Genomic DNA, 13,903 nt, shown 5'->3' with positions numbered 1-13,903 from the left:
TCCTAAGCTTACTCAAACGCGAGGTGTGCGACACCAACGACGCCCGCGTCATTGCCAAGCGTTGCAGGAACCACCTGAACCACGCGGCGCACACGGGTAAGCGCATAGCGTGAAAATGCGTGCTGCAGCGGATGAAAAAGCGCGTTACCGGCGCGCGACATCCCGCCGCCGACTACAATGATGTCCGGATTCAAGAGATTCGCGGCAATTGCCAGTCCCTGTCCCAGACGCTCGATCGCGCGCGCCACCACATGAGATGCCGCCTCATCGCCGCGCGCCGCCGCAGAAAAAACATCCTGCGCGGTGATCTCTGCACACTGGGCAAGCGTTGTCTCCAAACCTGACGCGACTGCCTCCTTGGCCATGCGCACAACACCTGTCGCAGACGAGGTGGTCTCAAGACAACCGCGATGTCCACAGTTACACAGTGCACCTTCCGGATCAAGCACAATATGTCCAATTTCACCCGCCATGTCACTGTGACCGTGAAGAATGTGACGATCAAGCACAATCCCGCCGCCGACACCTGTGCCGAGTGTGACACACAAAACGTTCGTATAACCTTTTCCCGCACCTGCAATCGCCTCACCAAACGCAGCCGCATTTGCGTCGTTCTCTAATCGAATCGGCAACTTGAGCGACGCCCCCAGCAGCCGGCTGACTGGGACGTCGCGCCAACCCATGTTAACCACTTCTTCTGCGACCCCTGTCTTTCGATCAAGAAATCCAGGAATTGTGACACCGATCCCGGCAAGATCCGATAGTGGAACCTGCACCCGTGTCGCAAGCTCGCGAATCATCACTGAGAGTCGCTCAAGAACGCGTTCCGCGCCTTCCTCCGCTCGCGTGGGAATCTCGTCTTTTACAAGGATTTCCCCGCCCTCTGCGACGACTGCCCCCTTCATAAATGTACCGCCAAGATCAATACCTACCGCTTTTCGCATACATGACCTCCTAGCACCCTAAGCACGCGCACCATAGTGATTGCATTGTACCATGAAGACAAAAAAAAAGACGCAACGCCGGGCAGATGCCCACGTCACGCAAAGACAATCATCAAAAGGGGGTCAAATGTGTTACAAGATCATCATAAACGATCGAGATTGCAAAGCCGTTACACGAGGATAAAGTTTCGGTTACCGTTGCATCTACGAAATATCAAGAAGCTTCTCGAAATGTTCATAATAGGTCGGAAACGTTTTTGAAACACACATCGGATCGAGAATCTTTGTGCCGCGAACGCGCATCCCGAGCAGACTGAACGCCATCGCCATACGGTGATCATCATACGTTTTGACAGAAACGTCTTCGCGAAGGTTGGCACAAGGAAAAATGCGCATCCCATCCGCAAATTCTTCTACCTCGACACCAAACGCGCGCAATTCTGCGACACAAGCCGCGATGCGGTCCGTCTCTTTGAGTCGTATGTTTGCGACATTGCGAATGGTGACAGGCGACGATGCAAACGGAGCGATCGCCGCAAGCGTCGGCACAGTGTCAGAAAGATGAAACAGATCAACATCGACACCGCGAAGCGATTCTTCACCTCGCGCAATGGTGATCCCTTCAGCGGAGAATGACACCGCGCACCCCATCTGCAAAAGGACATCGGCAAACGCGACATCGCCCTGAAGCGACTCTCTCGTCAATCCAGAAAGCGTGACCTCACCGCCGCAAAGCGCCGCCGCCGCCATAAAATAACTCGCCCCAGATGCGTCAGGCTCAATGTCGTAGACCGCATTTGCATGATACGCGCCAAGCGGAACCTCAAACACATTCCCGCGGCGAACCACCTGAACCCCGAATGCCGCCATCATGGACCGCGTCATCTCTACATAGGGTTCCGAGACCAGTTCACCAAGGATCTCGATGCGCATTGGATTTTTTGCATAGGGCGCCGCCATGAGCAGCGCCGAAACAAACTGGCTGCTTTCATCCCCGCGAATCGAAACGGTCCCACCCGGCAGGCCCGCACCACGAATTTCAATCGGCGGACACCCCGTCCCCAACAGATCGCGCACGTCGACGCCCATGACGCGAAGCGTCGCAAGCAGATCGCCAAGCGGCCGTTCACGCATCCGCGCAACGCCGTCCAAACGGTATACACCTTGGCCAAGTGCCAGCAGAGCAGTTAGGAATCGCGCGCTCGTCCCCGAATTACCGACGAACAGATCATGCTCGGCTCGCTGTTGCAGCGGCTCGATCTGCGCGCCAATCACCTCTACTGCCGAATTCACCTCATCAGGAATCACGGCATACCCCACGGCGCTCAGTGCCGTCATGAGTATGCGGCTGTCATCACTAAATAAGGCATGATTCAAACGCGTCGGACCATTTGCGAGCGCCGCGAGCACAAGCGCCCGATTGGTGATTGACTTCGATCCAGGCACGTTCACAACACCGTATACGGGACCATCGTGATAAGGCACGCTATACGTCACGCAATGTCATCCTCTCCATCCGCAGGTGAGCGCATTGCAATGACCGACGCCTCTCACTGCGTTTCTGTCTATATCTCATCAATCAAAACTGCCTTGCACCGTTTCCTTGAGGTACGTTCGCACGTCACCCACTCTTTTTGTGCGCTTTTGTCGATCAAAATACTCGAGAATCGCAAGCGCAAACTTGCGGCTGCTTCCGATTGCATCGCGAAACTGCGCCATTGTGAAGGAACCGTGCTCCTCAGACAGTTCGCGCGCCAAACGGTCCGCCTCGCGCAGCGCTGCCGTGCTCAAGACCAGATCGGGACTGATGATGCTGATTTTACCTTCTTGTTCTAAAAGGTGCATCATGTTTTTGACAACCCGGTCGCGATTTTTCTCACGCGTTTCAAGTTCATGTATGGAAGGTGGCGCAAAAGCGGAGGTGTGCAGCGTGTCTAGGAGTCGCTCATAAATTTCACGCTCAGAAGGTTGCAAGGCTATCTCCCGATCCGTGCGAACTCGCTCGCCCTCAAGCGTAAAGACGCCCATCTCACTCATCAGAAGAAATACATCCTCGGCAAAGCGGGTGTCGAGTCCTCGCTCTCGCAGCATCTGTAGCAACAGCGATTTTGGCGCAAACACGTCGTATTTGTTTCGCTCAAAATACGTTTCAAGCGCGCGTTTTGCGTGTGTCACACAATCAGCCAGATACGCTCGCGGCAATAAAAACCCCGATGTCGTGAGAAGCAGATTCTCGCCCCGCAACGTCTCGATCGCCTGCTCGATCTCATCTTTACCAAGTCCAAGTAATGCGGAAAGATCATCGACTGCCTGCACCATCGGCCTTTGTGACAGCGAGTCAAGCACACGCTCTTCAGGGCTACCTTGTTCTTTTTTTAGCAATCGGTCGCGGACAAGCTCGCTGTGGCGGCGGTGCAGTCGAGGTGGATGCGGATCGATGACGACACCCCCGCCCATCGTATGCATCGGCGAATAAGATCGCAAAACAAAGTGATCGCGCACCTCAAAGATCGCATCCTGTTCGAGCGCGATCTGCGCGAGACCTTCTTCGCCCGCTTGCAGACTCTGCGTACCAAGCATGAGCACACGCCCGAGAAGCTCCGCCGTCCCTGCGTAGACGCGGACGCGCTGCCTGTGCTCAAGCGGTCGGTCGCAGTCACGTAGCATCTGAATGCGCACATCAAGCAGTCGGGTCGATTCGTATCCTTCGTAAACCGCCAGGGTCATCCCGCGCGCCAGTTCAAGCTTGCCACCCGTCAGTGAAACGGCCGCGCGCTGTCCCGCAAAGGCGCGATCTGCCGACTGCCCATGCACTTCAACACTGCGCACGCGCACGCGCTCCCCTGCGGGATAGACGCTCAGCGTGTCACCGATCGCAACACTTCCGCGCCACACCGTGCCAGTCACCACCGTTCCGATGCCTGGTACAGAGAAGATGCGATCGATCGGCATGCGAAATGCGCCCTCTCGCGGTCGCGGGCGGGCGATCTTTAACTGCTCCTCAATCTCGTTCTTTAACGCTTCAATGCCATCTCCCGTCTTGGCAGAGACGGCGAGAAAGGGCGCGTCGGCGAGAAACGTCCCCTTTAGTTCGCTCGCCGTTTCCTCTTTGACAAGTGCCAGCCACTCCTCATCGACCAAATCTTTTTTCGTAAACACGACAATTCCCGCCGTGACCGACAAAAGGCTCAGGATCGCGAGGTGCTCACGCGTTTGCGGCATCACTCCTTCGCGCGCATCCACAATAAGCAGAATCACATCCATACCGCCGGCTCCCGCCAGCATGTTGCGGATGAAACGTTCATGGCCTGGCACATCGACGATGCCGATACGCTTTCCGCTTGGCAAGCGAAAAGGGGCGAATCCCAAATCAATCGAGATGCCCCTCTCCTTCTCTTCTTTCATACGATCCGTATCCACACCCGTAAGCGCCGCAACAAGCGTCGTTTTCCCGTGATCGATGTGGCCGGCTGTGCCGACAATAAAAAAGTCTTCCACGTTCGCCTCCCGCGCGCATCTCTCATTCGTTTCGCGCAAGTCCATTTTCTCATGAGTGTTTCAATTAGAGTGTAATCATGATCGCATGCGCCGCCTTGGCAAGCGCCTTCACGGAAACCTCGTAGCGCGCCGCGACGACCGCCTGCGGTTCTGTGCGTCCCGAATATCTTCGCGTCACGTAATCGAGTGCCGCCGACCAAACGCTGCGTTTGACAATGCGCGGAAGATCCGTATAAACCGCCTGCACATAGCGCAGCCAGAGTTCTGTGGCGACATGGGTCAATTCTTGATCGCGCACCGCCATCTGCTGGTGCACATCCTTTAGGATCGAGAGCAACAACTTGTTCCATAAAAGCAGGCGCTCATCCTGCATGGGAAGGCTGACATCTTGCAACTCCCCTTGAAGATAGGCTGGAATCGTCTCATGAATCCCGATCCGCTGCAGCACAAAGAGCCCATTCCAAATAATGTCCTGTGACTGGCCTGTGTCTTTGACAAATTCCTTTAAAATATGCGTCGTCTCGCGATCTCCGAGTACCGCAAACGCTTGAAGCGCCTCGCGTTTTGTTGAGTATGGCCCGCGATAAAGCGCAAAGTAAAGCGACGAGCGGACGCTTGGGTCCTTTGCCCAGTGAACGACTTGCGTCGCGCCTTTTTGTTGGAGCAGACCAGCCGCCCCGCTGTTGCGCAAGTGAAACGGAAGCTGATATGTGTAGCTCATGAAAAACTTCCCGCGCGAATCCACTACGCGATCCATTTCACCCAGATAGTACTCCGCGATGTCCGACTCTGGGTCCAGTGCCTGTACCTCTAGCAGCCACTGTCTGGCGCGCTTGATCCGCCCAAGGTTTGCACTCGCCGCCGCCAGCGCAAAATAAAGCGTTGGATCATGCCTGTCCCCGTATTGAATCAATTGCAAAAAGATACGGTACGCCGCTTGATGTTCCCCGAGAATGCCAAGTGTCGTCGCGAGTTTGTACCCTTGATCAAACTGGAGCGGCACAAGTTTTTTTAAAAAGTCAAGAAGCGTTCGATAGGCTTCATCCTGACCACAGTGCCGATAAAAAACCACCAGATTGCAAAGCGCGTGAACATTCGCAGGGTCCCGTTTGAGCACCTCTTCAGAAAGCGCGATCGCACAGTCCATCTGCCCGAGATAGTAGCGTGCCAACGCGAGATTGTTCCGTGCCGCAATCGCATCATCCTGGCGGGCAATCTCCTGTTCCAGCAGCTCACTCGCCTCGTGAAACTTCCCTTCCTCCAACAACGTGCGGGCGAGATCCTTCTCCCGCGTCGTTTCTTGCTGCAAACGACGGCGCTCGCGCAGGATCTCGCCGCCGCCAAACTCGTGGATCAATACGTCGAGCATCTCATCCGCATCCGGCGCAAACTCACCCGAGGGGTCTTCTTCGAGATACTTGACGACATGCTCTTCTGCAAGCTCGTATAGCCCTAGATTGGCGTAATTGTTTGCCATATAAAAGTAACACTCGCTCATGTCCGGAGCGATCGATTCGATCACACCTTGCAAGATCTCGTTTGATTTTTCAAAATCACCAAGCTCCGAGAGTACACCCGCTAGATTGCAGTGATTTACAGCGTTTCTCGGCTCACAGTCGACGGCGCGCTGAAACGATCGAAGCGCGCGCGACAAATCGTGGCGATTGAGAAACCGCACGCCCCGCTCAAAAAAGAATGCTGCATCCGCCATAAACGGTACAACTTTTTTTCCTTTCTCCCGACCTTCCATGAAGCAACCTCCTCAGTGGCGTGATGGGAGTCGATCTACGAAAATAAGTATAGCACAGCAAAAAGTCGACTGTCATACAGGGGAAAATTGCCGCCCCCGCAAAGACTCGGTTATAATGTCAAGAAATGCTGTCGTACGTAGAGAGGACGTTATGGTGTTGCAACGTTACAAACTTCAGATCGCATCTCATTTTGCCGCACAGACGGGATGGGATACAAACGAACTTGCAGGCTTGATCGAGATTCCACCGGACCGAACACTCGGTGACCTCGCGCTGCCCTGTTTTAAACTGGCCAAGACGATGCGACAGGCTCCACCCGTGATCGCTGCGGCTCTTGCAAAAGAACTGGAAGCGTGCTCGATTGTCGAACACGCAGAAGCGACAGGCGGCTATCTCAACATGCGCTTGAAGCGGCAAGCGATCACAACCGATACGCTCGCGCATTTACACTCGGGTGAAGGTGTCTACAACGATACGCACGGTGCAGGACAAACCGTTGCGATCGATCTCTCTTCGCCTAACATCGCAAAGCCTTTTTCCATGGGGCATCTCCGTTCAACGGTGATCGGCACGGCCTTGGCCAACTTGTTTGAAACATCTGGATACAAAACCATCCGCATCAACCATCTGGGCGACTGGGGAACGCAGTTTGGCAAGATCATCGTCGCGTATCGCAAATACGGGGACGAAGCCACGGTAAACGCCAATCCGATCACCGAGTTGAATCGACTCTACGTACAGTTCCACGAAGAAGCGAAGTTACATCCGGAACTTGATAACGAAGCGCGCGCCGCGTTCAAGCGACTAGAAGATGGCAGTGAAGAAGATCTGGCACTCTGGCGCTATATGATTGAAGTGAGCATGCGTGAGTTTGAGAAAACGTATCAATTGCTAGGTACAACATTTGATTTTAATTTAGGAGAAAGCTTCTACAATGACAAGATGGATGCGGTCGTCACCGAGTTGCGTGAAAAGGGATTGCTCGAAGAGAGCGATGGCGCCGAAGTGGTCAAGCTTGGCGACGCGATGCCGCCCTGTCTGATCCGCCGCTCAGACGGAGCGACACTATACCCAACGCGCGACTTGGCGGCGGCACTGTATCGCGCCCGTCATTTTCACGCTGATCATCTTCTCTATGTGGTCGGCGGCGAGCAGCGACTTCACTTTCAACAGGTCTTTGCCGTTCTTCGAAAAATGGGATATACCTTTGCAAACGCGTGCGAACATATTGCGTTTGGCTTGATGCGCATGGGCGGCAAGAAAATGTCGACGCGCAAAGGACAGATTGTACGCCTGCAAGACGTTTTGGATGAAGCGATTGCCCGCGCGCGGGCAATTATTGAAGAAAAAAATCCACACCTGCAAAACCCGGATGGGGTGGCTCGCGCAGTCGGAGTTGGCGCCGTGATCTTCAATGATCTAAAGACCTATCGGCTCCACGATATCGACTTCACAATGGATACGGCGCTTGCGTTTGACGGAGAAACAGGACCCTACGTACAGTACGCGCACGCACGGACTTGCTCCATACTGCGCAAGGCAAACGCGCTTTCAGTTGGACCTTCTGTAAAGACGTGGGTCACATCGCAATGTCGTGCGGATGACGCGATTGACGACGCCACATGGTACCTCACGCTTACGCTTCAAGGCATTGAAACCGTGCGCTTACGCGCGATCGAGGAACGCGACCCTTCTCTCGTGGCAAAACACGCACTCGATATTGCACAAGCTTTCAATCGCTTTTATCACGACTGCCCCATCCTCACGGCTGAAGGCAATCTCAAGGCGCTTCGCCTCGCACTCACAGACGCCGTTCGCATCGCGCTTTTGCACGCTTTGACATGGCTTGGCATTGAAGCTCCTTCAGAAATTTGATGTGCACCTTCAAGCAGCAAAAAGCCCCTCCGTGCAGAACATGCACAGAGGGGTTTTTTGCTTTGGCACAAAAACTCAATACGTGATGCGCGGGTCGATCAATCCATAAAGAAGATCAACGATAAAGTTAAACGCGACAACAAACACGGCAGCAAACAGCACAGTCCCCATGATGATAGGCGTATCAAGGTTGCTGATTGCCTGTACGGCCATCTGCCCAATCCCTGAGTAACCGAAAACGTCCTCAATAACGACAATTCCGCCAAAAAGAGCACCAATATCCGTCGCGCCATACGTGATTACCGGAATGATCGCGTTGCGAAACGCGTGGCCCATAATTACGCGCAGCGGCGCTGCGCCCTTTGCTCTCGCTGTGCGAATGTAGTCAGAGTTGAGCACATCCACCATACTCGACTTGAGAAGTCGCGAATAATAGGCCGCGCCGGTAATGCCATACGTGAGTCCAGGGAGAATGACGTACATCAATCCGCCTGTACCGCCCACCGGAAAGAGGTTTGCGCGATACGCCACCCAATACATCAGCTCAAGTCCAACAAAGAACGTTGGCAAACTGATGCCGATCAGGCTGATCAGGTTAAAAACATGATCGGTCATCTTGCGATCTTTCAGGGCCATAAAGACACCGATTGGCAAACCAATAATGAGTTCCATAAGCCAAGCGACCAACGCGAGTTGAAACGTTGCAGGAAGCCGCTGGCCAATCAGTGTGGCGACAGGCAGATTCTGCAGGTAAGACCACCCGAGATTGCCGTGTATAATGTTCAAGAGATAATTTCCGAATTGTTGAATAAACGGTTCATCAAGTCCCATCTGTTTGCGCAGCGCATCCACCTGTGCAACAGTGGCGTGCTGTCCGAGGATCATGCGCGCGGGATCAGACGGAACGGCATATGCGAGAATAAAGGTAATGAGTGCAATTCCAAAAAGAACAATGACCGATCCACCGAGACGGCGAATGATATACGAAATCACGGCAATCCCTACCTCCTTAAAAGCTGGGTTTCAGCGTCGATTGACACTGAAACCCAGCTGGAAATCTTAGTGCTTCGCGATCCAAACATACTGCAGTGGGTCGACCTGGTTCGGGTTTAGGTAGTACCCTTTTAGCCAAGGCTGGACAGCCGCTGTAAAGACTGGGTACGCGTATGGAATCCAGGCAGCCTGCGACATGATGATGTTTTGCGCCTGCTTGTAAAGATTGTCGCGCGCAGTTCCCGCCGGCATGTTGGCTGCTGTATTGAGCAGTTTGTCAACCGTTGGGTTTGAGTACATCGTCGAGTTGTTGACTGGTCGTTGGTTCGAGTTAAACAGCGTGTTCAAGAAGTCGGACGGATCCGGGAAGTCCTCAACCCACGCAAGGTTAAACATCGGCTGTTTGCCCGTCTCGTTGTTGGTCAAGAACGTGCCCCACGACGATTGGTTGACATTTGCCGTCACCCCGACTGCCTTCAACATGCTCTGCACCGCTTCGGTGATCCGCAGATCGTCAGGATTCGAGTTGTCGCAATAGATCGTCGTCGTAAAGCCGTGTGGATAGCCCGCTTGCGCGAGAAGTTTCTTTGCAAGCGCCGGGTTGTACGAATAGGTCGCATTCGCCGGAAGTTTTGCCTCATAGCCAGAAGGCATGCTCGGCGGAATGATCTGGTTCGCCGGAAGCGCGCGACCACCCAGCACTTTGACAAGATAGTTCTTGTTGATCGCATACTCAAGCGCGCGGCGAACTTTCACGTTTGCCGTCGGGCCATACTTGGAATTAAGACCAATGTACTGAGTGGCCACTTGAACCACTTTATACACCTGTTTGCTGTACGTCGGGCTCATCATAATCGGCAGGTAGTCTTGCGACGGAATGCCGTTGCCGCCGATGTTATAGCCGAGAAGTCCCGTCAAGCCTTGCTTATAGTGCAGGAGTTCCGCCGAAGGAGACGAGTTGTTTGTAAACACGATCTCGTTCAGATAAGGAATGCCTTTTTGGAAGTAATGCGGGTTCTTCTTGAAGACCCACTGTTGGTTCGGCTGATAGCTCGCAAGATAGAACGGGCCTGTCCCCATCGGGTTGTGATCGATGTACGACTCGCTGTGCGCCGCAATATAGGACGGATCAACCGCTGAGAAAAACGGCATGGCGAGCACATACAAGAACACTGGATCGCGCTGCATCAGAGTGATCTGGAGCGTCTTGCCGCCATTGAGCGATTTCAATCCAGAAATGGTCTTCGCGTGACCGCTGTAATACGCGTTTGACCCTGCGATGATCGGATCGATAAACCCTTGACCACCGCTGCTGTTGGCAGGATTCAACACACGCTCAAACTCGGTGATAAAGCTCTGCGCAGTCACAGGATGTCCGTTCCAGAATGTCGCATTGCGTAAGTAGAAGGTGTACACCTTGCCGTTCGGGCTGATCGTGTAGCGCGAAGCCAAGCTTGGGATGATCGTGTTCGAGGCGCCTTGGTACGTCACGAGCTGATTGTAAAACTGTAAAACCGCCTCATACGATGTCGTATCGTACGCCTTGACCGGGTCAAGGTGCGGAAACGCGCCTGCCAGATCCAGGTTAAGCGTACCGCCGTAGACCGGCTGTGCACCTGTGGTCGCAGGAGCCGTAGGCGTTGTAGGCGCTTGCGATGTTGCAGACGGTTGAGTGTGCAGCCAGCAAGCGCCGTGCCGAGCAGTGCAACCGAAGCGACGACGCCAAGCAGGCGCGTCTTTTTGTTCATCTTCATGCATTTACCCCCTCTATGATGATTGCCTAGAAATTTGCTCTATCTCCTTAGCGGACGCGGCGCGGGTTAAACGCCTCGCGCAATCCATCCCCCAGGAGGTTAAAGCCGAGAACGGCCAAGAGAAGCGCAAGCCCCGGATAGTAAAGGAGCCACGGCGCGTACTGAAAAACCTGTTGCCCCTCTGCAAGCATGTTTCCCCAACTCGCATTCGGAGGCGCGACGCCGATGCCAAGGTAGCTGAGCGTCGACTCTAGCAACATGTTATTGCCGATTGAAAGCGTCGTCAAGACAATCACTGGCGGTATGATGTTCGGAAAGATGATTTTTGTCAAAATCCGCCAGTTTGACGCACCGAGTGCCTTTGCAGCCTGCACGTACTCATATTCTTTTACAGAGAGAACCTGCGCGCGCACGACGCGCGCCGTGACCGCCCAACCGAGAACGCCGATGGCGATAAACAGGTTGGTGATGCTCTGCCCGAGTGACGCGACGAGCGCCACGACAAACAGGATCAGCGGAAACGCAAGCATGATATCGGTCAAACGCATGATGACCGTATCTACAAATTTCCCAAAATAACCGGAGATGATGCCAAACGACGTACCGATGAACAGGCTGATGATACTGGAAAATACGCCAACTTCGAGCGATACGCGGGCGCCAAACAGCACGCGGCTGTAAATGTCCCGCCCGAGATCATCCGTGCCAAACACAAAGGTAGAATTCGGAGGGAGTGGCCCACCCATGGCCGAGAGACCATTTTGAAACTGCTGGTTTGGATTAAAGTGTTGCAATTCTGGTGCAAATACGGCGACAAAGATGAGTCCCAGAACCAAAATCCCGCCCAAAAAAACCAAAGGATACGCTTTGAGCAAGCGCCAAATGCGCGGCGCCGGTTTTTTTTGCGGGTAGGCGAGTGTCTGTTTAATGCCATTTTGCGTTTCCATCACGGTTGCCACGATCATTCCTCCTCTCTGAATCTGTCCTCTTTAAGCGTATAGATGGCATGCCACAAAGTGGTTGGGACGGATCTCTTCCCACGTCGGTACCGCCGTTTTGCAAATGTCTTTGGCGTCTTTGCAGCGCGGGTGAAACGGACAGCCAGTCGGAGGCTTTGAGGGGCTTGGTAGATCCCCTTGCAAAATGATCCGCTCGCGCTTTGCCTCAGGATCTGGAACAGGTACCGCTGAAAGAAGCGCCTGCGAATACGGGTGAAGCGGGTCGGAATAAAGATCATCCGCCGGAGAAAGTTCCACCATGCGACCAAGATACATAACGCCGATGCGATCACTGATATGCTTCACGACGCTCAGATCATGCGCGATAAACACATAGGCGAGCCCAAGTTCTTTTTGCAGGTCATCAAGCAGATTCAGCACCTGTGACTGCACAGAAACGTCAAGCGCCGAGACGGGTTCGTCTGCGATGATCAGTTTGGGATCCACAGCGAGGGCGCGCGCGATGCCAATGCGCTGGCGTTGACCGCCAGAAAACTCGTGTGGATAGCGCTCCATGCGTGAAGGAGATAATCCCACAGTCTCCATCAACTGGCTGACACGTTTTTTGCGCTCTGCCGCAGAAGAGTAGAGATTGTGGATCAACATCGGTTCTTCGAGCACCTGACGCACTGTATAGCGCGGATTGAGCGATGCGTATGGATCCTGAAACACGATCTGCATCTTGCGGCGCATGCGACGCATCTCTGCCGTACCCATCTTGCGAATGTCGCGGCCTTCAAAGAGAATTTCTCCCTCTGTCGGCTCAATCAAGCGAAGAATCGAACGCCCTGTCGTTGATTTGCCGCAACCGCTCTCTCCTACCAAACCGAACGTCTCACCCTTGTCAACGCTCAGGCTGACGCCGTCCACCGCGCGAACGTGCCCGACCGTACGCTGGATAAGTCCCTTTTTTATCGGAAAGTGTTTTTTTAAATCACGCACGACAAGCAGCGGCATGTTCTCGTCAGCAACCGCTTTGGTCTGTTCCGCGGTTTGTGCATCCGTCATGATGATACGCCCTCCTTATCCGACCAGCACGCAGCGTGCTTGATGGTCCTTACTTACGTCGCGCAACCCTGGATCTGCATCTGCGCACCGCTGTGTCGCATGCTCACAGCGCGCCGCAAAGCGACAACCCGCCGGCATGTTCTCAATGCTCGGTACGGCGCCCGGAATCGAGTCAAGGCGCGCTTTACGCTCTTCGAGCTTGGGAATCGAATTTAAAAGCCCAATTGTATAAGGATGCGTCGGATTGCGGAAAATATCGCGTACATTCCCTTGTTCAACGACTTTTCCCGCATACATGACGACGACTCGATCACACATTTCCGCAACGACGCCAAGGTCGTGCGTAATCAGCATCATGGCCATCTGGCGCTCTGCTTTCAGCTTTCTCATCAGGTCAAGAATTTGCGCCTGAATGGTCACGTCAAGCGCTGTCGTCGGTTCGTCCGCAATCAGCAACTTTGGATCACACGCCATCGCAATCGCGATCATGACGCGTTGCCGCATACCGCCGGAGAGACGGTGTGGGTATTCGTCCACAATCTCTGCAGCGCGTGGTATCCCGACCAGATTGAGAAGTTCGATCGCTCTCGCCCGCGCCGCTTGCCCGCGCATGCCCTTGTGAATGCGCAGTGACTCGGTGATCTGCTTGCCGATCTTGTGCACTGGATTGAGCGATGTCATCGGCTCTTGAAAGATCATCGCGATGTCATTTCCCCGCACTTTGCGCATATCGGCCTCAGACAGTTTCACGAGATCGCGGTCTTCAAACATGATGCTGCCGGATTGAATCTTACCATTTGCCGTAAGCAGTTTCATGATCGAAAGCGACGTAACGCTCTTCCCACAACCAGACTCACCCACAATGCCAAGCGTTTCACCTTTGTCAATGTGAAAACTGACATCGTCAATCGCTGGCACATAGCCACTCGCCGTTCCAAAACTTGTTGTTAAATGTTCCACAGATAAAATGGTAGACATGCTTTCACCTCACCCATCTTACGTAACACGCACAATCCCTAAATCCTTCTGGGACGGACATCTACAAATCCCCAAAAAATACACGCGCTCTAACTTGTTATCTT

10 protein-coding genes are annotated in these 13,903 nt (G+C 53.9%); 1 reads left to right on the top strand and 9 read right to left on the bottom strand.

What is annotated here, in order from left to right; genetic code table 11:
• Positions 1–8: 8 nt before the first annotated feature.
• The 4 genes from ATW55_RS11010 to ATW55_RS10995 all read right to left on the bottom strand — a co-directional run bounded on the left by ATW55_RS11010 (position 9) and on the right by ATW55_RS10995 (position 6,192).
• Entirely contained in the window at positions 9–944 is a 936-nt protein-coding gene (locus ATW55_RS11010; protein ID WP_067717290.1) for an ROK family protein, read from the bottom strand.
• A 204-nt stretch (positions 945–1,148) separates the two neighbouring features.
• A complete protein-coding gene (aroA, locus tag ATW55_RS11005; RefSeq protein ID WP_067717286.1) occupies positions 1,149–2,441 on the bottom strand; it encodes a 3-phosphoshikimate 1-carboxyvinyltransferase in 1,293 nt (430 codons plus the stop codon).
• Between the two features lie 78 nt (positions 2,442–2,519).
• Complete coding sequence (gene selB, locus ATW55_RS11000) at positions 2,520–4,442, bottom strand: selenocysteine-specific translation elongation factor (protein WP_160327228.1); 1,923 nt, start codon at positions 4,440–4,442, stop codon at positions 2,520–2,522.
• A 64-nt stretch (positions 4,443–4,506) separates the two neighbouring features.
• The gene (locus tag ATW55_RS10995; RefSeq protein WP_067717280.1) at positions 4,507–6,192 is read right to left on the bottom strand and encodes a tetratricopeptide repeat protein; all 1,686 of its coding nucleotides are present in this window, start codon (positions 6,190–6,192) and stop codon (positions 4,507–4,509) included.
• A 151-nt stretch (positions 6,193–6,343) separates the two neighbouring features.
• On the opposite strand from ATW55_RS10995, the gene argS reads away from it, so the two are divergent.
• Positions 6,344–8,068 (top strand): arginine--tRNA ligase, encoded by a 1,725-nt coding sequence (gene argS, locus ATW55_RS10990; protein WP_067717277.1) that lies wholly within the window; start codon positions 6,344–6,346, stop codon positions 8,066–8,068.
• A gap of 75 nt (positions 8,069–8,143) precedes the next feature.
• Here the strand turns inward: argS and ATW55_RS10985 are convergent, their stop codons facing one another.
• From ATW55_RS10985 to ATW55_RS10965, 5 genes are all read right to left on the bottom strand, one after another.
• Positions 8,144–9,061 (bottom strand): ABC transporter permease, encoded by a 918-nt coding sequence (locus ATW55_RS10985; RefSeq protein WP_067717275.1) that lies wholly within the window; start codon positions 9,059–9,061, stop codon positions 8,144–8,146.
• A gap of 66 nt (positions 9,062–9,127) precedes the next feature.
• Positions 9,128–10,819, bottom strand: a complete 1,692-nt coding sequence (locus ATW55_RS10980) for an ABC transporter substrate-binding protein (protein WP_067717272.1) — start codon at positions 10,817–10,819, stop codon at positions 9,128–9,130.
• A 43-nt stretch (positions 10,820–10,862) separates the two neighbouring features.
• Positions 10,863–11,774, bottom strand: a complete 912-nt coding sequence (locus ATW55_RS10975; protein ID WP_067717269.1) for an ABC transporter permease — start codon at positions 11,772–11,774, stop codon at positions 10,863–10,865.
• 30 nt (positions 11,775–11,804) lie between these two features.
• The gene (locus tag ATW55_RS10970) at positions 11,805–12,821 is read right to left on the bottom strand and encodes an ABC transporter ATP-binding protein (RefSeq protein WP_272867082.1); all 1,017 of its coding nucleotides are present in this window, start codon (positions 12,819–12,821) and stop codon (positions 11,805–11,807) included.
• A 15-nt stretch (positions 12,822–12,836) separates the two neighbouring features.
• Positions 12,837–13,799: an ABC transporter ATP-binding protein gene (locus ATW55_RS10965; RefSeq protein ID WP_067717266.1), complete on the bottom strand. Its 963-nt coding sequence runs from the start codon at positions 13,797–13,799 to the stop codon at positions 12,837–12,839.
• Between the last annotated feature and the right edge of the window lie 104 nt (positions 13,800–13,903).

The organism is Ferroacidibacillus organovorans, from assembly GCF_001516615.1.
In the GTDB taxonomy this organism is placed as follows: Bacteria; Bacillota; Bacilli; order Alicyclobacillales; family SLC66; genus Ferroacidibacillus; species Ferroacidibacillus ferrooxidans_B.
The sequence above is the reverse complement of the archived record's forward strand: the minus strand, read 5'-3'. Positions and strand labels throughout refer to the sequence as shown.